The following is a 19996-nucleotide window of genomic DNA, read 5'->3' on the forward strand; positions in this document are numbered from 1 at the left end:
GTCAGTGTTCCGTCCGGATCGACTCGTACAGCTCGATCAGCGTCTCCCAGACGTTGACCGGGTTCTGGTTGCGGATGCGCTTGGCCCGTCCCTCGACCACCACGTTGAGGAAGTCCTCCTCGTCGAAGTCGTGCTCCGGGTCCACGTAGAACCCGATCGCCGAGACCACGTGGTACCGGGTCCGCTCCGGCCGGAAGTAGCGGGTGACCATCTCCGGGATCCGTGCGTCGTTCGGCTCGACGCTGCGCCGGCAGAGGTCGCCGAAGAAGATGGCGGCCGGGTCGCCGCTGGGCACGGTGGGCTGCCGCCCGGCGTTCCGGTCGACCAGGTCGAGGCTCTTCGCGGCGGCGTACACCATGGGATCGTCGAACTTGGAGACGCAGACCGAGAGATGGTGCGGCAACCGGCCGGCCGCGCCCTGCTCGGCGAGGCGGCTGTCCAGACCGCGCAGCAGCCGGTTGAAGTACTTGAAGGTGGGCACCAGTTCGGCGGCCGGGTCGGTCTGCTGGGCGACCGCCTCGCGCAGCATCTTGGTCGGGTCGACCAGCAGGATGATCCCGCGTGAGCGGCACAGTACGTCCAGGATGCCGGTGCTGCCCGGGGAGAGCAGATCGCCGCCGGGCGGGTCGACCACGGCGAGGTCGAACTCCACCCGCTCGCCGCGCTCGACGGTGGTCCGGCCGAGCAGCCCGCGCCGGGTCCGGTCCCGGTACTCGCCGCGCACCGTCCAGGTCTCCGAACCGGCCTCGACGGTGGCCTCCGGGAAGCGGCGGTCCTCGGCGGACTCGTACAGCTCGTCGACGAGGGCCGAGCCGTGCGACGGCGGGATGGCCCGCCACTCGCCGTAGACGTCGGTGTCCGGCCCGCCGTGCAGGATCGCCGAGAGCAGCGTGGTCTTGCCGCCGCCCGCCGGGCCGACCAGCACGATCGGGGTGGTCGGGCGCTCCGGTCTCCCCGGGGGCGGCGCGGGGGCGGGCCCGGGTGGCTGCCGGGGCGCTATCACCGGCGCCCGGCGGTCGGTCTCGTAGCGGGTCTCACCGAACGTTGCGGACATCTGCGGCCCCTCTTCTCTTCTCGAGCTAAGACGGGAACGGCGTTTTTCTTTACGGCGGGAGCGGCGCGCCCAGGGCGAGCCGGGGACGGTCGACCGGTCCGAGCACCTCCTCCAGCAGGGTGAGCAGGTGCGCCTCGGACATCACCGGCGTACGCGGGGAGAGCTGGGCCCAGGCCTGCTCGGCCCACTCCCGCCCGGCCCGCCCGCCGGGGCTGCGCGGATCGCCCATCGGGCCGGTCAGCACCGGGATCACGTCGGTCCCGGCGGGCAGCGCGGCGATCAGGCCCGGGATCGCGTGGTGCGCGGGGCAGGCGGGCAGGAACATCCGCTGGCCGGGCGGGTGCGGCGGGCGCCCGGCCAGCACCAGCACCAGCTTGCGGGCGTCCGGGCGCCAGGTGAATCCGGTGGCCACCGCGAGCGCGTCCTCCAGCGGGGCGACCAGGTCGGAGACCGCGCGGGTGCCGGTCATCTCGGCGAGCCGCAGCTGTGCCGCGACCGGGTCGCCGAGCGGGTGCTCGACGATCTCCACCGGCCAGTTGCGGCGCTGGTGATCGCCGTATCCGACCACACCGACCCGCAGGCGAGGCCCGGCCAGCGCGGCGATCAGCTCGACCGCTCCCCGGGCGATCTCCAGCCGTTCCCGGACGGCGGTCCGCTCCCGGTCGCCGGGGTACAGACCCCGTTCGACGGTGAGGACCACGTCCGCCGGTTCCGGTTCGGGCGAGACCTTCAGCAGCGCCGGCAGGTCGGCGGCGAGGGCGGGCCAGCCCCCGGGTGCCGGGCGGGCGTCCGGGTGGGAGACCCGTACGCTGCCCGGGCCCTCCTGGCGGACCGTGACCACCGCCCGCTCGCCCGGCGCGAGCGGCAGCACCAGCACCCCGGCCGCGGCCGTCGGGTCGTCCGGCTCGGCGCCGTGGTGCAGCACCGGGATGACCGTGTCGCCGCCGGTGCCGTAGACCTCCACCTGCGCCTCGCGGGTCTGACCGGGTACCAGCACCGCGGGCGGGAAGACCGGGCGGGCGCGGGGGCGGGCGGTCCGGCTGGCCGGGTCGTACCAGGCCAGCAGGGCGTCGTACCCCTCCGGGCGGGGGACGGCCGCCATGATCTCGCCGGCCAGCCGCTCCAGGTCCTCGTCGCCGGGGGAGGGCAGCACGGTCTGCGGCGCCAGGCGGTCCCGGGCCACCCCGGCGGCCGTCTCCAGCAACATCCAGCCGGGCGGGGGCTGGATCAGGGCCAGGGGCGGGCGTATCCGGGGGGCCAGCTCGCCGCAGACCCGGGTGATCGCCGCCCGCCAGTGCACCCGGCTCACCGGCTGCGTGCCCACCCCGCCGGCCAGCTGGAACAGCTGCTTGTCCCGGTAGGCGGGCACCTCCGGGCAGACCTGGTGCCAGGACCGGGACCAGAGGGTGGCCAGGCCGGGCTGCCCGCGCTCGGCGAGGAAGAGCGTCAGCCCGCGCACGTTGACGTCCAGCAGTGACAGCCGGCTGTGCGCCTCGCTGCCGCGCAGCTCCGCGGCGGCGTCCGGCAGGACCACGGCCGGGCCGGTCAGCGTCACCGGGCCGTCGCCGGCTTCCGCTCCGCCCTTCCCCGGGTCCTTCCTCGCGTACGCCGAGAGCCGGGCGAGTCCGGCGAGAGGGTCCCGGTCGGCCCTCGGGGCGGCAACCGTGGCCGCACGCAGGTCGTGGTCCCCCTGGGCCTGCCGCAACCTCGTGGTGAACCCGGCCAGCTCGTCGGGGCCGGCCGAGCCGACGCGTACCGGAGAGAAGAGCTGCCAGCCGCAGTGCTCGCAGAGGGCGGGGCGCGGTCGTGCTCCGGCCGGAGGCTCGGCGCACACCGGACAGACGGCCCGGCGGCTGGGGGGTGTGTCCATGAGACCCCTTTCTCGCATCCGCGGCCGTATGACCATTTTGCGTCAGACCGGGCGATTGCGCCTTCCCCCGAAAGCGGCCGAAAATCGCATCGGGGACGTCCGGTGCCTGCTCGTGGGCACCGGTGCGGCGGACCCCTGCGCGGTATCCCCGTCAGTCCTGCGAGACCTCGTGGAGGTGGCATGACGACCGGCGACGAACTGATCTGCGGGCTGCGCCCGGAGGAGCCCCTCTACTACCTGGACCAGCAGTTCGGCACCAGCGGGCAGGCCCGGGTCTATCGCGGCCACGGCCCGGGACCGGACGGTGGCCCGGTCACGGTGCGCGTCTGGAAACCGGCGGACGGGCGCGATCATGATGTTCAGAAACGGTCATGGCGCAACGGGGCGGCGGTGCTGCGCAGCCTCGCCGGGGTGCCCGGGGTGTGCCGTGCGCGTACCGACTTCGATGGTTATGTCTGGCGGGCCGGCGCCGATGCGGCCTCGTCCGGCCCCGCTCTGTCCGGCCCCGCTCTGTCCGGCCCCGCTCTGTCCGGCCCTGCTCTGTCCGGCCCTGCTCTGTCCGGCTCCGCTCTGTCCGGCCCTTCTCCGTCCGCCGAGCCGGTGCCGATTCAGATCCTGGAGTGGATCGAGGGGGAGAGCCTGCACGACCGTCTGCGTCCCGGCTCCCGCCTCGCGGCCCGGGACGGGGACCTGCCCGGAGCCGAGGTGCTGCGGGCCCTGGCCGACACGCTCCGGGAGCTCAGCCGGCGCGGGCCCATCATCCACCAGGACATCGAGCCGAACAATCTGATCATCGCGGACGACGGGCGGGTGGTGCTGATCGACTTCACCAGCGCGCGCTCGGAGGGCGGGCTGACGCACTTCGTCGGCAAGCGGGACTACGCGAGCCCGGAGGTGCTGGCCACGCTCGCCGAGCGGGAGGGGGTGGAATGGGACACGCCGCCGGCGATCCCGAGCGTCGCGTCGGACGTCTTCGGGTTCGGGAGCGTGGCCCTCTACCTGCTGTTCCGGACGCCGCCGCGGACCGGGTACGTACCCAACCTGGACCGGATCCGGATGCCGCCGGGCCTGCGGTCCCACCTGCTCGACGGGGTGCTGGCCGCCGCGGCGGAGCGGCCGCGGGTGGGCGCCCTGCACACCTGGATCGACAACCTGGTGAAGATCATTCAGGTGACCGGGCTGGAGACGCCCGGGGTGCGCTGGCCCCGGCTCGTGCCGCCCGCGCCGCGCCGCCCGGAGTCGCCGGGTTCGCCGGGGCCGCTGGGTTCGCCGGGGCCGCCGGGTTCGCCGGGCTCGCCGGGGTCTCGCTGGGCGGAGCCGATCTCCCGTTCCGACCGCTTGGCCGATCCTGTGGGCCGGGGCGATCGGTGGTCCGAGTCGGGGGCGTGGGAGTCCTCTCTCGGTGGCCTGTCCGGGGAGGACCGGTCGTCCGGATCACGCTTTCGGGGTGACCGGGCGGGTGAACCGGCGGCGCCGGTGCTGGAGCGCCGGGTGCCGGGTGCAGGGCTGGCCGGTGGGGTATCGCCGGAGGCGGGGGTGACCGATGCGGGGCTGACCGATGCCGGGCCGGTCGAGACCGGGTCGTCGAATCCGTCGCTCGGGTTTCCCGAAGTGCTGGATCTCCGGGATGTTCCCGGGTTGCTCGCACCGGCGCCGATCTCGCCGATCGACATGCCGGCGACGGTGCGGGCGGAGGACTGGCCGGGGCTGCGGCCGGCGGTCGACCCGTGGGATCCGGAGGGGCTGCCCAGCACCGAGGAGCTCGATCCCGGGGATCTGGGGCCGGGGGATCTGGAACTGGGGGAGCTGCGTCGCGCTGAAGCCGGGAGCGGGATGGTGAGCGGATCGGAGCCGGTGCCGGCCGGGGGCGGGTTCCGTAGCGTGTCGGCGTTGCGGGAGGCGGCCGAGGCGCGTCCGGTGCCGGCGCCCGCGCAGCTGCGTCCGCCGGGGTGCCGTACCGTGCTGACGCTTCCCCACCAGAGGGCCGCGCCGGCGCGGGACCAGCCGATCGAACCGGGGGTCGCCCGGGTAGCCAACGCCTCGTCGCCGCTGGCCCCGCGTCCGGAGCCGACCCGGATCGACGGATTTCCGGGCGCGACTGGCGGCGCGGGGGTTGTGGGGCAGGCCTTCACGGGCGCTCCGGGCCTGGCCTTCGCCGGGGCGGTGCGTCCGGCGGTGCCGCCGGGGGAGACCGGGACGAAGCGGCCGCCGACGGAGTTGCTTCCGGCCGGAGACGAGTTCCTCGGGGGGAGCGAACCGGATACCGATGCCCTGCGGGCCGGTGCCGGGTATGCCGGTTCTCCGCATACCGGTTCGTTGCAGGCCTCGTTGCACGCGGGGCCCCCGTACGGCGAGGGCGGGCGTGCTGGAGCCGGGGTGGCCGGTGGCTCGGACGGGTGGGGTTCCGGCGGGGCTGCGGGTGGGATGTCCGGGGGTGTCGCCGGGCGGGGTGAGAGCGGGATGTCCGGGGGAGTCGCCGGGCGGGGTGAGGCTGCGGACGGGTGGGAGGGGCTGCGGCACTATCTGCTGGGGATCGAGTACGCGCTGGTGCCCGGGGCGGCGGCGGGGGCGTCGTGGCTGGTCTGGCTGGTGTCGAACGGGCTGGTGGGTAACGCGGAGTCGTACGGGAGCCTGATTCTTGTCATGGTGGCGGCGGCTGCGGCGGAGCTGATCGTCTATCCGGCGGGTGCGCGGCTGCTGGGCATGAGTGAGCGGTGGGGTGGCACGGTCTGGAGCTGGCGGGTCCTGCACATCCCGGCGGGCGTGATCTTCCTGCTCGCGGTGGCCGCTTACGCCTTCGTCTTCTGAGCGGCGGGAGTGATCGGGCCGCTCCGGTGGGGCGCTTGCCGCACCCTCTCGAGCGCGAGTCCGGGTATCGATGTATGCGCTTGGAGTCTGACCATTCGTGCTGGTCACGGCGGGGTGGCGGGGTGCATTGACGAAACGGGATGGCGGGGCAGGGAGCGGGAGAGTCCTATTTGGGTGGATAAATGCTGACTATTCGGGTGGCGATATGGTGAAAAATCGTGTCGGAAGGAGCATTATCCGGTCTATGGGCGAGGAGGTGCTGTACCGCAGCGAGCGGACGCTGGTGTTCCGCCGGGACAGCACCGACGGGCGGGGGAACGGCGGGCGGGGGAACGGCGGGCACGGGGGCGATGGACACGGGACCGTGATCGTCAAGCGGGCCACCGGGGCCGGTGCGATGCGGCGGATCGATCACGAGCGGGCGGTGCTGCGACGCCTCGGCCAAGCCCCGGGAGTGCCCCGAATGGGGCCCCACCAGCCCCGTCACCTCCTGATCATGGAGGACGCGAATGCGCGTACGTCGGAAAACGAACAGATGCCGGTGTCGCGCCTCCTGGCGGTCGCACGCTCCCTGGCCGCGACGCTCGCGGCCGTGCACCGGGCCGGAGTGCTGCACCGCGACGTGACGCCGGCGAACGTCCTGATCACGCCGGACGGGACGCCGCTGCTGATCGACTACGACCTGGCGCTGATCGGGGACGACGGGGGTGAGCCGGCGGGCGGGCCGGTCGGGACGCTCGGCTATCTCGCGCCGGAGCAGACCGGGCGGACCGGGCTCACCGTCGACCGGCGCGCGGACCTCTACGGGCTCGGCGCCACCCTCTACGCCCTCGCCGTCGGCGCGCCCCCCTTTCCCGGCGACGACGCGCTGGAACTGGTCCGGGACACGCTGGTCCGGATCCCGGTGGCCCCGGTGGAGCGCCGCCCCGAGCTGCCGGCCCGCCTCAGCGAGATCGTCATGCGGCTGCTGGAGAAGGACCCGGATCGCCGCTACCAGAGCGCGGAGGGGCTCGCGTACGACCTCGGCCGCTGCGCGATCGACCCGGACGGGGGCTGGGAGCTGGGCGAACGCGACTTCCCGGCGTTCCTCTCGGCGCCCGGCCACCTGGTCGGGCGGGAGCCGGAGGTCCGGCTGCTGTCCCGCGCACTGGACCGGGCCGCGATGGGCGGCAACCCGGCCGTGCTGATCACCGGGCCGCCGGGCATCGGCAAGAGCGCCCTCGCCCACACCCTGCGTGCGCTGGTCACCGGCCGGGGTGGGTGGTTCGCGGCCGGGCGTTACGACCAGCACGGCGCCGGCACCGGCAGCGGCGGCATCGCCCGCGCCGTCGTCGCGATGACCCGGCTGCTGCTCGCCGAACCGGAGACCGAACTCGCCGCCGACCGGGCGCGGATCACCGAGGTGCTCGGGCCGAACGCCGACCTGGCCGCCTCGCTGATCCCGGAGATGGCCGCCTTCCTGGGCCGGGAGGGCCCGGCGGGGGTGGCCGACCCGGCCACCACCTCCGCCCGGGTCGGCTCCCTGGTGCCCGCCCTGTTCCGGGCGGTGGCGGCCCGGCACCGGCTGGTGGTTCTCCTCGACGACCTGCAGTGGGCGAGCAGCACCTCGCTGCGAACCCTGGACGCGCTGATCGCGATGGGCCCGGTCCCGGGGCTGCTGGTCGTCCTCGCCTACCGGGAGCTCGACCGCCCCGTCGGCCGCTGGGTGCACGAGGGGCTGGCCGAGCCACCGATCGTGCTGACCGGTCTCGATCGTGCCGGGCTGGCCGAGCTGGCCGGTGCGGTACTGCGCGCCGATCCGCCGGCGGTGGCCGGGCTGGCCGGGCTGATCGAGGAGGGGAGCGCCGGGAATCCGTACGCGGCCGTCGAGCTGATCAACGCGCTGCGCGCCGAGGGGGTCCTCGCGCCGGGCGACCGGGAGGGCTGGGCCTGGGACCCGGCGGCGGTGACCGCGTTCGTGGCCCGGCACCGGGTGCCCGAACTGCTCGCCGGGCGCCTCCGCCAGCAACCGGAGCCGGTACGGCGCCTGCTGGCGGTCCTCGCCTGTCTCGGCGGCGACGCGCACCCGGACCTGCTGGCCGCCGCGGCCGACGTCGGCGCGGGGGAGTGTGCCGCCCGGACGGCCCCCGCGATCGCCGACGGCCTGATCGACGCGCCGGACGGCGGCACCGTGCGCTTCCGGCACGACCTGGTGCACCGGGCCGCCGGGGAGAGCCTCGCCCCCGCCGAGCGCGACCGGCTCCGGCTGGCGATGGCCCGCCGCCTCGCCGGCCACGACGAGTTCCGCCAGGAGGCCGCCGAGCAGTACCTCGCCGTGGCCGGGCTGATCCGCACCCCGCGCGAGCGCCGCGCCGCCGCCGACCTGCTCTACGCCGCCGCCCGGCGGGCCGCCCAGCTCACCAACTACCCGGCGGCGGAGCGGTTGCTGGAGACCGCCGCCGGCCTCCTCGACCGGGGTGCCGTCCGGGACGCGGTCGACGTCGAGCGGCACGCCACGCTCTACTGCCTGGGCCGGCTCGACGAGGCCGACGGGCTCTACCGGGACCTGTGGGAACGCCCGCTCACCAGGGCCGGGCTGAGCAGCGCCACGGCGATCCAGATCAACGCCCTGGCGCTGCGTGGCCGGACCCGCGACGCGATCACGCTCGGCCTCGAGGTGCTTCGCCGGTACGGCATCCAGCCCCCCGAGGACGTCCCCGCGCACAACCACGCGTCCGCCGCCCGGCTCCGCGACTGGGTCGGCGGGGACACGCCCCCGTACCCGGAGACCGAGACCACGGACCCGATGATCCTGCAGGCCGGGAAGCTGCTCAACCGGATGCTGGCGCCCACCTACCTCAGCGACCGGACGCTGCACGCCTGGCTGGTCCTCGAGGCGCACGACCTCTGGCTCCGGTACGGCGTGTGCGCCCCGCTGGTCGGCACGCTCGGCGGGGTCATCTGCGTGACCATCGACCACGGCGACGACTACCGGACCGGCTACCTGCTGACCGGGCACGCCACCGCGACCGGCCGGGCGCACGGCTACCAGGCCGAGACCGCGGTCTGCCGGTACATGCACCTGTTGCTCGCCGTGCACTGGTTCGAGCCCCTGGAGGAGGTGGTCGAGGCCGCCCAGCAGTGCCGCGACGAACTGCTCGCGGTCGGCGACGTGCAGGTGGCCGGACTGCTCTGGGCCCGGCTGCTCTCGGTTCTGCTGGACACCGCGGAGTCGCTGGACGCGGTCGCCGACGAGATCCCGATGGCCCTGGCCTTCGCCGAGCGCACCGGCAACCGGTACGCCCAGCTCGTCATACTCGGGTACCGGAACCTGGTCCGGGTACTGCGCGGCACGCCCGACCAGCGCCCGTCCCTGGACGAGGTCGCCGCCCTCCCCCCGGCTCTCGCCACCGCGCACATCAACCACGCCCTGGTCGCACTCTTCACCGGTGACGAGGCGGCGCTCGCCGCGTCCTCGACGGTGGCGATGGAGCACAGCGGGGCGGTCCGCGGCTTCTACGTCTCCGCGCTGGCCCGACTGGTCCGCTGCCTGAGTGACCCGTCCGATCAGGAGGCCCGGGACTGGCTGGCCCGGCGCGCGGCCGACGCGCCCCGCAACTTCCGGCCGCTGCTGCTGCTCGTCGACGCGGAGCGGGCCCGGCACGCCGGCGACCCGGTCACCGCCGCCCGGTACTTCGACGAGGGACTGACCGAGGTGGCCGGCCGGCCGTGGCACCACGCGCTGCTCGCCGAGCGCTCGGCCCGCTTCCACCTCGGCGAGGGGCTGCACCACGCCGGGCGGCGGCTGCTCGGCGAGGCGCGGGACGCGTACCGGGCGTGGGGCGCCACCGCGGTGGTCGCCCGGCTGGAGGCCGAGTTCCCGTTCCTGCGCGCGACGGTGAGCGGCACCGTCAGCAGCGAGTCCGGGACCGACCGGATCGACCTGATGGCCATCCTGCGGGCGTCCCGCGCGCTGAGCTCGCAGACCACCCTGGCCGGTCTGGAGGAGCGGGTCGCCGACGTGCTCAGCGCGATGACCGGCGCCACCCACGTGCACCTCGCGCTGCGCCGGGAGAAGGAGTCGCCCTGGTACTACACCGCCGGGCCGCCGCTGACCGCGGTCCGGTACGTGCTCCGCACCGGCCGGCCCCTGCTGGTGGCGGACGCGACCCGGGACGACCGGTTCGCCGGTGACCCGTACCTCGCCGGGCTGGACAGTTGCGCGCTGCTCGTGCTGCCGATGCCGAGCCGTACGGTGGAGAGCGCGGTGCTGGTCCTCGCCAACCACCACCAGCGGGCCGTCTTCTCCACCGATCGCCTGGAGACCGTCCGGCTGATCGCCGGGCAGCTCGCCGTCTCGCTCGACAACGCGCTGCTCTACGACTCCCTGGAGAGCACGGTCCGTTCGCGTACGGCCGACCTGAACGCCAGCAACGACCGGCTGCGCGCCGCCCACCTGGAACTCGCCGACCGCAACCGCGAGCTGGAGTCCGCCAACCGGCTCAAGGCCGACCTGATCGGCATGCTCGGCCACGAGATCAACAACCCGCTCGCGATGATCCTCGGCTACCTCGACCTGGCCCTGACCGAGGAGGACCTGCCCGCCCCGGCGACCGAACTGATCACCAAGGTCTACCGCAACACCCAGCGCCTCACCGGCATCGTGCACGAGGTCCTCGCCCTGGTCAGCATCGACGCCGGGCGCCTGGTCGCGGCGCCCCGCCCGGTACGCCTCGCCGGGCACCTCGACACCGTGCTCCCCGACGGGACCGGATCAGACTGCCCGCCGGACCTCTGCGTGCTGGTCCAGCCCGGCCACCTCGACCAGATCCTCACCAACCTGATCAGCAACGCCGGCAAGTACGGCGACGGCGTCACGGCCATCGTGGTGGAGGTCCACGAGCACACCGTCACCGTCGAGGTCCGCGACGAGGGCCCCGGCGTGCCACCCGAGTTCCGCGACCGCCTCTTCGGCCGGCTGGCCCGGGCCGAGCGCACCGCCGCCAAGGTCTCCGGGACCGGGCTGGGCCTCTACATCGTGCGCGAGCTCGCCCGCGCCAACGGCGGCGACGTCGTCTACCGGCCCGGGCCCGTGCGGGGGTCCCGCTTCATCCTCTCGCTTCCGCTCGCGTCGTCTTCGGCGTACGACCTCCCTGGGCTGCCACCCGGTTTCCTGCTTGATAGATGATTCCCCGGTGACCACGCCCCACGCTGACCTCGCCACGCCCCACGTCGCCGTCGACGCGGGTGTCCTCGACCGGAACCTGCGCGCGATGGCCGTCGGCGCCGCGTCGCGGGGACTGGCGCTGCGTCCGCACGCCAAGACCCACAAGTGTGTGGAGATCGCTCGCCGCCAGGTCGAGCTCGGCGCGACCGGTCTCACCGTGGCGACGGTCGCCGAGGCCGAGGTCTTCGCGGCGGCCGGGCTGACCGACCTGTTCATCGCGTACCCGGTCTGGCCCTCGCCGTCCCGGGTGGCGCGCCTGCGTGCCCTGACCGAGCGGGCCACCGTACGGGTCGGCGTGGACTCGGCCGAGAGCGCCGCTGCCCTGTCCCGCGCGATCCCCGGCCTGGAGGTGCTGATCGAGGTGGACAGCGGCCACCACCGCAGCGGCGTGGCACCCGCCGCCGTCGGCGAACTCGCCACGACCCCCGGCCTGCGGGTGGCGGGCGTCTTCACGTTCCCGGGTCACGCGTACGGTCCGGGAAGGCAGCGGGACGCCGCCACCGAGGAGGCCGCCGCCCTCGCCGCGGCCGCCGCCGCCCTCCCCGCCGGCATCGTGGTCAGCGGCGGCTCCACGCCGACCGCCGCGCTGACCACCGCCGGCCCGCTCACCGAGATGCGCCCCGGCGTCTACGTCTTCGGCGACGCGCAGCAGCTCGAACTCGGCGCCTGCGGCTGGGACGACATCGCGCTGACCGTGGCCTCGACGGTGGTGAGCCGCTCCGCCGACCGGATCATCCTGGACGCCGGCAGCAAGATCCTCGGCGCCGACCGCCAGTCCTGGGCGACCGGCAACGGCCGCGTCCTCGGCCACCCGGACGCCCGCATCACCGCCCTCTCCGAGCACCACGCCACGGTCGTCCTCCCACCCGGCGCCCCGCTCCCCCCGCTCGGCACGGTTCTGCGCGTCGTCCCGAACCACGTCTGCGCGACCGTCAACCTCGCCGACACCCTGCACGTCGTCACCGACGGCGAGGTGGTCGACCACTGGCGAGTGGCCGCTCGCGGCGCGAACACCTGATCTGTGGGAAAGTCAACGCCGGATTGACGCCCATCGGTACGAGGCGAAACCGTGGACCCATGATTCTCGACGAGGAGATCCCGGACAGCCCACCCGAGCTGCGCAACGCCGTGGCCTGCGAACTCTACGCCCAGCTGGCCCTGCGCAACGAGACCATCGACCTGGAGGCCGTCCCCGGCGTCGCCGACGCGATCGCCCACCGCATCGCCCAGTCCTTCCACGCCGACTGGTCCCCACCGTGGTCCACCGACCCGATCGACACCGAGCCGATCGGCTCCGAGGCCGCCGTCTTCCACGCCTCCGCGCTGCCCCCGTCCACCGAGCGCTACCCCGTCTTCGACCGCCCCGCCCCCACGCCGGGCCGGTGACCCCGGCTCGGTACTCCGCACGGGTCAGCCACGCTTGGCGGGGTTCCGGATGAACAGCCTGGCCAGCGGACGGCCCGGGAGGACGGTGACGATCAGGAGGCCGATGGTCGCGATGATCATCGGGAGATAGAGGATGCCGGGCATCTTCGGGAAGTCGGCGGTGTAGATCCGGCAGCCGTGGCGGTACGCATAGCTGCGGCAGGAGCGCTCCTCCACCGCGACCTCGCCGGAGAGGGACCGCATGGAGTGAACGGTCACCGTGGTGGGCGGCTGGTCGCCGAAGGGCTCCGTGTGCCATGTCGCGGTCGCCGCGCAGGTGTACGGCGTACCCAGGGCGTGGTGTTCGCAGGAGGTCACGGTGGCCGTTCCGGTGGCGATCGCCTTGTCCGTGTCGGCGCCGAACCGTTCCAGCGAGAAGAACACCACGAAGGTGGCCGGGAGCCCGATGGTCGCATAGAGCAGCGCCATGAAGACGAAACCCCACGTATGGACGCGGCGCTGATATCTCTCCACCGCCCGCCCGGTCCCGGTCTTCCTACCCACGTGACATCCCCCCGTGTTCGTCCCGTCGACGGCAATACTGTTCAGACTGTGGGTTCGGCGGGCTTCCCGACGATCCGCTTGGCGAGGCGGCGCGTCCCGTACAACCCGGTGATCATCAGGACGAGCATGACGATGACCGGCGGGATGAATGTCGCACCGGACCGGTGTGGGAAACCGGTGGTGTAGATACGGCAGTGGTGGCGCCTGTAACTGCAGCGGAATTCCTGCACCGCCACCTCGCCGGAGAGGAGGCTCATGGAGTACACGGTCTCCTGGGTGGGTGGCGGTTCGGCGAGGACGCTGTCGGATTCCCACGTCACCTCCGCCGTGCAGGTGTATGGCGTGCCCAGAACGTGGTGTTCGCAACTGGTCACGCTGGCCGTTCCAGCAGCCTCCACGACGGATCCCACGTCGGTCCCGAATCGCTCCATCGCCGTTAGCACAACGCCGGAAACGGGCAGCATGATGAGAAACGCGAACAGCATCCATAGCGAGACCGCCCACCGGTCAGTGCGCTGCTGAGCCGCCTTGGCGATCTTCCCGGCGCGCGTTCTCCTACCCATCTCCCATTTCCCTGTGGTCGACCGTGATGCTGGTCAGGCGGCGGATTCGGTCGACTTTCCGAAGATGCGTGCGGCGAGGCGCCGTCCCGCGAAGACGGCGGTGAGTGCGAAGACCAGGATCGAGCCGACCATCGGGAGGTAGGCGATGCCGGGTAGGCGCGGGAAATCCGTGGTGTAAATCGAGCAGGTGTGGGCGTATACGTACTTGCTACGGCCGCACTTGAGTTCCTTCACCGCTACTTCGCCGGAGAGGGCTCGCATCGATTTGACGGTTACATCCGCGGGCGGTTCGCCGGAGCTGTTGCCGGGCTGCCATGTCGCAGTCGCGGTGCAGGTGTATGGCGTGCCCAGGGCGTGGTGTTCGCAGGAGGTCACGATGGCTGTGCCGGTGGCGATCACGCTGGGACCGGAGGTGGTGCCGAATCGCTCCAGCGAGAGGTACACCAGAGTGGCGGCCGGAAACGCAACAAACAGGAAGAAAGCCATCCCGAAGATGACCCCCCACCAGTAGGTGCGGCTCTGACGTGCCGCGGCGACCTTTCCGCCCCGGGTTCTCCTACCCATCCGACAGTTCCTTCTTGTTGTCCTTGGTGGCTTTAGCGGCTTCTTTGCCGGTGAACAGGGTGGAGTTGTCGGCGATAGTACCGAGCACTCCGGTAGTGGCCCTGTCGACCCAATGGGTGTACTTCAACGTTGTGGCGGCCGAGTTCAGGCCCCGTTTCGCCCGCTCGTTCTGGCGTTGCAGTTTGTCTGCCCAGTTGTGAATCGATTGGGACCGGCCCTCCAGGGACTTGGCCGCCCGTTTGCCTGCCGCGCCGAGTTCATCGAATTTCGTGGCGAATCGCTTGATGACAGTCAGCAACTTGGCCAGACGCTTGGCCAGGCGGGTTGCCAGCAGGGTGGCGTCGACCGTGACACTGGTGAGGAACGCGGCGACTGACCCGCCCAGGGTCACCGCTGAGGAGGCCATGGCGATCAGCGCCTCCGTGATCACCCGACTGACGAACGACGAGATGATGTCGAATATGATTGCGCGTTCGGTGGCGACCACGACTCCGGCGAGTGCGACTCCCTGCGAGGTGTTGTCGGCGTGCTCGGCCAGTGCCCGAAGGCCTTGAATGTACTCCGAGGCTGCTGTGCGGTAGCCCTGAGCCGCGTCGCCCGTCCAGCCGGCGACAGTCGACATTGCCTTTTCGTACTGATCCGCGGTGGTGACGAGCCTGCCGCCGATGTTGTCCCAGGTCGTTGAGACAGCCAGAATGGCGCGATGGTCGCCGGTCAGTAACTCCAGCGGTTCCCGTAGGAAGTCCACGTGCTCTAACAGCCAGCCGACGCCAGCCTTGACGATCTCTCCCAGTGGATCTATGACGAAAGCTAGGCCGTCGAGGCCAACCGACAGCGTATCCACCCCGACGGTCAGTGCGTCGAATTTGCCTTCGGTGATCAGGTCGTTCCACCAGCCGACGCCGCTGTCGAGCGCACCGGCGCCGGCTACCTTCTGAGGGAGTTTGTCCCAGACGCCTTCCGGCGTGGCGATCAGCGGCTCATCTGCCATGCCAATCACCTGCCCGATTCGCCGAGGGCGCTGAACATGGCGGCGATCTCATCCTCGTTGCGCAGGTAGCACTCGTTGTTGCTCTGGACACCGGTGGAGAAGGCCTGGGCCAGGTCGCTCGCATTGGCGAGCAGATCGCAGGTGTCGCCGAGGGCGAGCTCGAGCACCGGCGGCAGCACGGCCTGCAGGAGTAATCCGTACGCCTCGGTGCCCCCGAAGCCGACCGCGTCGCCCGCGGCGCGGCACTCCGCGACGTCCGCGGCGATGGCCTTGACCTCGGCGGCGTGGGCCGCGAGCTGGTCGGGGGTGACCTCGAAGCCGCTCATCGGGGGGCCTCGCCGGGCTCGTCGTCGTCGAGTGGGGGCATCGTGCTCTTCAGGAACGCCATTGCTGAGGAGTCCTCGCCGACCAGGCCGGACATGATGTCGAGCATGCGCTGGGAGGCTTCGGTGCAGGCGGCGCGGTAGGCCTCCATCGTCCGGGTCGAGAGCTGGGCGGTGGTCAGTTCCTGGGCGCGTGGGCCGAAGCGGAGGCCGAGCAGGACGCCGGACGGGTTGACGGTCACCCAGACGCTCTGGTCGCGGCTGACCGCCTCGACGCGGGTTTCGGCGAGTTCCTGCTGTGCGCGGTGTGACTCCGTGGTCAGCCGTGTGGTGCGTTCCTCCTGCTGCCGGATCCAGAGTTCTGGATCGCTCAGTTCCCCACCGAACGCAGACGTCATCGATTACCTCTCCCCGTGAGCGCGTCAGGGTACCTGCCGTAGCTGTGCCTTACCGGGCGGTGGGGAGCGCGCTGCCGCCGGTGCCGTACCGCCGTCCCGGCCGTGACCTGCCACGACGTCGGCGGCGGGCGGCGAAGCGGGCGGCGGTGTCGGTCGGCATCCCGACGATGGGCGCCGGGATGCGGGGCGGTCAGGGGAGGATGGCGACGTCGCTGTAGAAGGAGCGGATCTGCTGGACGGCGCTCTCGAAGGATGAGAGGTCCATCGGCTTCGTCACGAAGGCGTTGGCGTGCCGGACGTAGCTCGCGGTGATGTCCGGGACCGCGGTGGACGTGGTCAGGACCACCACCGGGATGGACTTCAGCGTCTCGTCGGCCTTGACCTCGGCGAGGACCTCGTGGCCGGACATCCGGGGCATGTTGAGGTCGAGCAGGATCAGGTCCGGGCGTACGGCGTCCTGGTACGCCCCGCGCCGGCGGAGGTACTCCATCGCCTCGGCGCCGTCGACCACGTGGTGGACGGTGGGCGGCTCGGGGGTGTCGAGCAGCGCTTCCTCGATCATCAGGGTGTCGGCGGGATCGTCGTCGACGACCAGCACGTCGAGTGTTCGGTGAGCAGTCATGACCCTCGTTCCGTCTCTGCGGTGCGGATCCGTCGAACTCGGACAGTTGACGTATGGCAAATAATACGCCGGAGGTAGGCGAAGCGGGGCGGGGCTCGCCTGTCGGAAGATCTTCGCAGACGAGCCCGCGGCATCCGGCTGTGGGATGGCTGGGAAGACCCCTAGAAAGCCGCCTCGTAGAGCGCGCGGAGACCGACCGCGTCGGCCTCGCCGCTGTAGCCGCAGATCAGGATCGATCCCTGGGCGGCGGCGACCAGGTACTCCTTCCCGGTCTCGAAGGTGCCGCTGCCGAGCATGGTGTCCGACGCGCCGCCGTCCTCCTGGGTGACCCGGACCTGGGCGGCGGTCGCGCCGAGATACACCTTGCTGACCTGCAGCGTCACCACCGTGCCGTCGATGCCGGTGACGGTGCCGGCGAACGCGAAGTCGGCGGAGTCCCGGAGCACCTCGGCGGTCGGCTCGACACACTTCGCCCGGGCGCCGGTGGCGGTCAGGTCGACGGTCACGGCGGATGGCACGGGCAGCACCTCGGTGGTAGGCGTGGCGGGGCGGAGGAACAGCAGACCCGCCCCGGCGAGCAGGACGAACGCGGCGGCGATCAGCGCGACGCGCCGCCAGGGGAACGAAGTGGTGGACATGGTCTCCTCCAGGAGCCGGTCGAGCTGCTGGGGAGCCATCGGTGGCAGCGACGCCGCCGGGTCCGCGGCGCGCAGTCGTGTGCGCAGGTCGTCGTCGGTCACGGCCGGCTCCCCTCGGTCGAATCCTCATGTCCGGCGGGCGCCAGGAGCTTTCGCAGGCGTTGTTTCGCGCGGTGCAGGCGGATGGTGGCGGCGTTCACCGAGACGCCCAGGACCACGGCGATCTGTGCCGGTGACAGGTCTTCCCAGGCCCAGAGCCGCAGCAGTTCGGCGTCCTCGGCGCGCATCGCCCGCAGCGCGACGGCGAGCTCGTCGTCGGCGGGCGCCGGGCCGTCGATCGCCTGCGGCGGAGGATCGAGGACGGCGATCCGGGCGGCGAGGCGGGCTTGGCGGCGCCGGCCCCGCTCCGCGTTGGCCAGGCAGTGGCGAGCTATCCCGTACGCCCAGGGCAGGTGCTCGGCCGGCATGACGTCTCGCCGCCGCCAGCAGACCAGCAGCGTCTCGGAGAGCACGTCGTCGGCGGTCGCCGGGTCGGTGCGGCGGGCCAGGTAGCGGCGTACCGCGTCGATCACCACGGGGGCGATCGACGCGAACCGCTCCCGGCGGGCGTCCACGTTCACGAGGTCCACCCTGTGTCATGTCCGGGAGCGGTGCGCGCCTTTCACGTCCGTACCGGAGAATCTCAGGAGAGAAGGTCGATGCAGTCGATGGCGACGCCGGGGCTCAGGTAGGTGTCGCCGGAGGAGCCGCTGACCACGGTGAGCTTGAGGATGTTCCACTGGCTGGTGTCGGTCTGGAACGCCGAGGCCGGGACGGTGTAGCTGAGCGTCGTCAGGTACGAGTGGTACGCCCCCACGGTGAGGCTGCGGGTGCCGGAGTTGCTCGGCGCGGTCGGGATCGACGACGTCCAGCTGTTCACGGTGACCTGGTGGCGGCCGCCCGCGTAGCTGGCCGAGAGCCCGATCCGCAGGGTGTGCGCGGCGGCGGCCTGCGCGGCGGTCAGCTTGAAGTAGACGAGCAGGTCGTTGTTCACCCCGACCCACTGGTAGCAGGGGAAACCGCTGGTCGCGCTCGTGCCGACGATGAAGTTGCCGGTCCACGCGGCGGCCCGCGGGTCGGACGGGTGGGCGTACGTCATCAGGTCGGCGTTCTTGAAGCCCTTCGTCGAGCCGGTCCAGTCGCCGATCCGCCAGATCGCCGACGTGCTGCTCGGGTCGGCGGTGATGGTGATGGTGTTCAGCGTCGTGGTGCCGCCGGCGGTGACGGTGACCGAGCCGGTGTACACCGGGAGCTCGTCCTTGTAGATGCTCATCGTGTACGTCCCCGGCAGCATCCCGGTGCAGCTGAAGTACCCGGTGCTCGCGGTCGCGACGGCCCAGTACTGCGCGTCGGCGTTCGCGAAGCCGACCGTGTACGTGTACGTGGTGTCCCGCCCGCCGATGCCGACGCCCGCGACCCGCCCGCGCCCGGAGGCGGCGACGTAGCTCCGGATGCCGAGGCCGTCGGCCCACGAGGTGTCGCTGCTCAGCGCGGGTGCGCCGCCGTCGGTGAAGGCCAGCCGGTACGGCCCGTGCAGGCCGTAGCGCTGCGCCTCGGTCTGTGCCATGCCGTACCAGACGATCTCGTACAGGTCGGGGGAGCCGGTGCTGCCGCTGCGGAGCAGGGAGCGGTAGAACGGGCCGCCGGACGCCTTCTCGTGGTTGCTCCGGACCATCCAGACGCCGACGCTCCCGGAGGAGGTGGTCGCGCCGATGTAGTCGTAGTCCATCACCCGCACGCCGGAGTAGTGCTTGGAGTGCGTGGTGCCGTCGGTGGCCTGGAAGACGTCGCTGGACTCGATGGTGGTGACGGTGTCCGAGTCCCACGCGTCGCCGCCGGTGAAGCTCAGCACTCCCGGCTTGAGGCGGACGATGTAACGCTGCATGGTCACCGAGTCGGCGGCCTTGTACGTCCACATGTAGATGTTGTTCTCGCCCGCGCGGGCCACGTAGTAGTGCGTCAGCGTCCCGTGCACCACCGTGATCGTCACCGTCGTGGTGGTGCTGGAGATGGTCACCGTCGAGTCGCCGAGGCCGGTCTCGACCTGCGAGTTCTTGCCGTTGTAGCCCTGGTACTCGACGCCGCGGTAGACCAGCGAGACCAGGTCGCCGTTGACGTGGCTGACCTTGAAGACCAGGTTCGCGCCGGTGGTGACCACGTAGTTGGTGCCGTCGTCGGTGTAGGAGATGGTGGCGGCGCTGGCGGGCAGCGCCGTGGTGGTGATCAGCGCGCCGGCGCCGGCGGTCAGGCCGGTCACCGCGGTCGCCTTGATCAGGCTGCGCCGGTTCAGTCGTGACATGGGGGATCACTCCCGGGGTCGGGGACGGGGATGCGGCCCGGGAGATGTCTGCGTCGGCCGCCTTCTCGGCGCGCCTGGGGATGACGCGGACATCGATGGCCGGATTCGGACGCTATCAGCTGTATTCGCGGAAGTGAATTCTTGGTGCCGTCACCACACATCGGCGAACCGGCGCGTTTCCCTGTCGGAGCATCGTCGAGGGGGAGGACGCCAGTGCAGTTCGAGGAGTTCGCGGCGGCGCGGTTACCGGCGCTGCTGGGGTACGCGACCCTGCTCTCGGGGGACCGGGAACAGGCCGCCGATCTGGTCCAGGAGGTGCTGACCAAGGCGCTCCTGAAGTGGAAGCGGATCGGCGGCATGGACGAGCCGTACGCCTATGTCCGCAAGATGCTGACGAACGAGTACCTGTCGTTCCTGAGGCGGCGGAAGATGACCGTGCCGATAGATGGCGATTTATGTGATGAGTCGCATGCCGAGCGCGATGAGGAGCTCTGGGAACTGCTCCGGGGACTGCCCCGGCAGCAGCGCGTGGTGATCGTGCTGCGCTACTACGAGGGGCTGAGCGACCCGGAGATCGCCGAGGTGCTCACGTGCCGGCCGGTCACCGTTCGCGGGTACGCCAGCCGGGCCCTGGCCACGCTGCGGGTCGAGCTGCCCGCGTCCTTCTCCATCGCCACGGGGGTGCGGTAGAC

At 72.0% G+C, this 19996-nt stretch carries 17 protein-coding genes; 5 read left to right on the forward strand and 12 right to left on the reverse strand.

Going from position 1 to position 19996, the window contains the following annotated elements; translation table 11 throughout:
• Window position 1 precedes the first annotated feature (1 nt).
• A complete protein-coding gene (locus tag AB0M08_RS07140; protein WP_364489823.1) occupies window positions 2-1054 on the reverse strand; it encodes a hypothetical protein in 1053 nt (350 codons plus the stop codon).
• Between the two features lie 49 nt (window positions 1055-1103).
• Window positions 1104-2924, reverse strand: coding sequence for a hypothetical protein (locus tag AB0M08_RS07145; protein WP_364489825.1), 1821 nt, complete (start codon window positions 2922-2924; stop codon window positions 1104-1106).
• 180 nt (window positions 2925-3104) lie between these two features.
• Here AB0M08_RS07145 and AB0M08_RS07150 point away from each other — a divergent pair, with 180 nt between their 5' ends.
• The 4 genes from AB0M08_RS07150 (at window position 3105) to AB0M08_RS07165 (ending at window position 12324) form a co-directional block, all read left to right on the forward strand.
• Complete coding sequence (locus AB0M08_RS07150; RefSeq protein WP_364489828.1) at window positions 3105-5732, forward strand: hypothetical protein; 2628 nt, start codon at window positions 3105-3107, stop codon at window positions 5730-5732.
• Between the two features lie 244 nt (window positions 5733-5976).
• On the forward strand, window positions 5977-10899 hold the full coding sequence (locus tag AB0M08_RS07155; RefSeq protein WP_364489831.1) for an AAA family ATPase: 4923 nt from the start codon (window positions 5977-5979) through the stop codon (window positions 10897-10899).
• 7 nt (window positions 10900-10906) lie between these two features.
• Complete coding sequence (locus AB0M08_RS07160; RefSeq protein WP_364489834.1) at window positions 10907-11956, forward strand: alanine racemase; 1050 nt, start codon at window positions 10907-10909, stop codon at window positions 11954-11956.
• Between the two features lie 59 nt (window positions 11957-12015).
• A complete protein-coding gene (locus tag AB0M08_RS07165; protein ID WP_364489837.1) occupies window positions 12016-12324 on the forward strand; it encodes a hypothetical protein in 309 nt (102 codons plus the stop codon).
• A gap of 24 nt (window positions 12325-12348) precedes the next feature.
• Here the strand turns inward: AB0M08_RS07165 and AB0M08_RS07170 are convergent, their stop codons facing one another.
• The 10 genes from AB0M08_RS07170 to AB0M08_RS07215 all read right to left on the reverse strand — a co-directional run bounded on the left by AB0M08_RS07170 (window position 12349) and on the right by AB0M08_RS07215 (window position 19304).
• Window positions 12349-12867, reverse strand: a complete 519-nt coding sequence (locus AB0M08_RS07170; protein WP_364489840.1) for a hypothetical protein — start codon at window positions 12865-12867, stop codon at window positions 12349-12351.
• Window positions 12868-12908: 41 nt separating this feature from the next.
• A complete protein-coding gene (locus tag AB0M08_RS07175) occupies window positions 12909-13430 on the reverse strand; it encodes a hypothetical protein (protein WP_364489843.1) in 522 nt (173 codons plus the stop codon).
• Between the two features lie 33 nt (window positions 13431-13463).
• Window positions 13464-13994 (reverse strand): hypothetical protein, encoded by a 531-nt coding sequence (locus tag AB0M08_RS07180; RefSeq protein ID WP_364489846.1) that lies wholly within the window; start codon window positions 13992-13994, stop codon window positions 13464-13466.
• Entirely contained in the window at window positions 13987-14985 is a 999-nt protein-coding gene (locus AB0M08_RS07185; protein WP_364489849.1) for a hypothetical protein, read from the reverse strand. Before AB0M08_RS07185 ends, AB0M08_RS07180 begins: the two co-directional genes overlap by 8 nt.
• Window positions 14986-14990: 5 nt before the next feature.
• Window positions 14991-15311, reverse strand: a complete 321-nt coding sequence (locus tag AB0M08_RS07190) for a hypothetical protein (RefSeq protein ID WP_364489852.1) — start codon at window positions 15309-15311, stop codon at window positions 14991-14993.
• Entirely contained in the window at window positions 15308-15706 is a 399-nt protein-coding gene (locus AB0M08_RS07195; RefSeq protein WP_364489855.1) for a YbaB/EbfC family nucleoid-associated protein, read from the reverse strand. Before AB0M08_RS07195 ends, AB0M08_RS07190 begins: the two co-directional genes overlap by 4 nt.
• A 190-nt stretch (window positions 15707-15896) precedes the next feature.
• The gene (locus tag AB0M08_RS07200; protein WP_364489858.1) at window positions 15897-16328 is read right to left on the reverse strand and encodes a response regulator; all 432 of its coding nucleotides are present in this window, start codon (window positions 16326-16328) and stop codon (window positions 15897-15899) included.
• A 161-nt stretch (window positions 16329-16489) separates the two neighbouring features.
• A complete protein-coding gene (locus AB0M08_RS07205; protein WP_364489861.1) occupies window positions 16490-17068 on the reverse strand; it encodes a hypothetical protein in 579 nt (192 codons plus the stop codon).
• Entirely contained in the window at window positions 17065-17586 is a 522-nt protein-coding gene (locus tag AB0M08_RS07210; RefSeq protein ID WP_364489864.1) for a sigma-70 family RNA polymerase sigma factor, read from the reverse strand. The genes AB0M08_RS07205 and AB0M08_RS07210 overlap by 4 nt, the downstream gene beginning before the upstream one ends.
• 62 nt (window positions 17587-17648) lie before the next feature.
• On the reverse strand, window positions 17649-19304 hold the full coding sequence (locus tag AB0M08_RS07215; protein ID WP_364489867.1) for a rhamnogalacturonan lyase B N-terminal domain-containing protein: 1656 nt from the start codon (window positions 19302-19304) through the stop codon (window positions 17649-17651).
• Between the two features lie 213 nt (window positions 19305-19517).
• Between AB0M08_RS07215 and AB0M08_RS07220 the strand changes: the two genes are divergently transcribed.
• Window positions 19518-19994, forward strand: coding sequence for a SigE family RNA polymerase sigma factor (locus tag AB0M08_RS07220; protein ID WP_364489870.1), 477 nt, complete (start codon window positions 19518-19520; stop codon window positions 19992-19994).
• Window positions 19995-19996 lie beyond the last annotated feature (2 nt).

The sequence above is a fragment of the Actinoplanes sp. NPDC051851 genome, from assembly GCF_040681165.1.
In the GTDB taxonomy this organism is placed as follows: Bacteria; Actinomycetota; Actinomycetes; order Mycobacteriales; family Micromonosporaceae; genus Actinoplanes.

Excerpts from the sequence above, each read along its gene's own strand:
- AB0M08_RS07140 (WP_364489823.1), bottom strand. The coding sequence starts at position 1,054 with ATGTCCGCAACGTTCGGTGAGACCCGCTACGAGACCGACCGCCGGGCG.
- AB0M08_RS07145 (WP_364489825.1), bottom strand. The coding sequence starts at position 2,924 with ATGGACACACCCCCCAGCCGCCGGGCCGTCTGTCCGGTGTGCGCCGAG.
- AB0M08_RS07150 (WP_364489828.1), top strand. The coding sequence starts at position 3,105 with ATGACGACCGGCGACGAACTGATCTGCGGGCTGCGCCCGGAGGAGCCC.
- AB0M08_RS07155 (WP_364489831.1), top strand. The coding sequence starts at position 5,977 with ATGGGCGAGGAGGTGCTGTACCGCAGCGAGCGGACGCTGGTGTTCCGC.
- AB0M08_RS07165 (WP_364489837.1), top strand. The coding sequence starts at position 12,016 with ATGATTCTCGACGAGGAGATCCCGGACAGCCCACCCGAGCTGCGCAAC.
- AB0M08_RS07175 (WP_364489843.1), bottom strand. The coding sequence starts at position 13,430 with ATGGGTAGGAGAACGCGCGCCGGGAAGATCGCCAAGGCGGCTCAGCAG.
- AB0M08_RS07180 (WP_364489846.1), bottom strand. The coding sequence starts at position 13,994 with ATGGGTAGGAGAACCCGGGGCGGAAAGGTCGCCGCGGCACGTCAGAGC.
- AB0M08_RS07185 (WP_364489849.1), bottom strand. The coding sequence starts at position 14,985 with ATGGCAGATGAGCCGCTGATCGCCACGCCGGAAGGCGTCTGGGACAAA.
- AB0M08_RS07190 (WP_364489852.1), bottom strand. The coding sequence starts at position 15,311 with ATGAGCGGCTTCGAGGTCACCCCCGACCAGCTCGCGGCCCACGCCGCC.
- AB0M08_RS07195 (WP_364489855.1), bottom strand. The coding sequence starts at position 15,706 with ATGACGTCTGCGTTCGGTGGGGAACTGAGCGATCCAGAACTCTGGATC.
- AB0M08_RS07200 (WP_364489858.1), bottom strand. The coding sequence starts at position 16,328 with ATGACTGCTCACCGAACACTCGACGTGCTGGTCGTCGACGACGATCCC.
- AB0M08_RS07215 (WP_364489867.1), bottom strand. The coding sequence starts at position 19,304 with ATGTCACGACTGAACCGGCGCAGCCTGATCAAGGCGACCGCGGTGACC.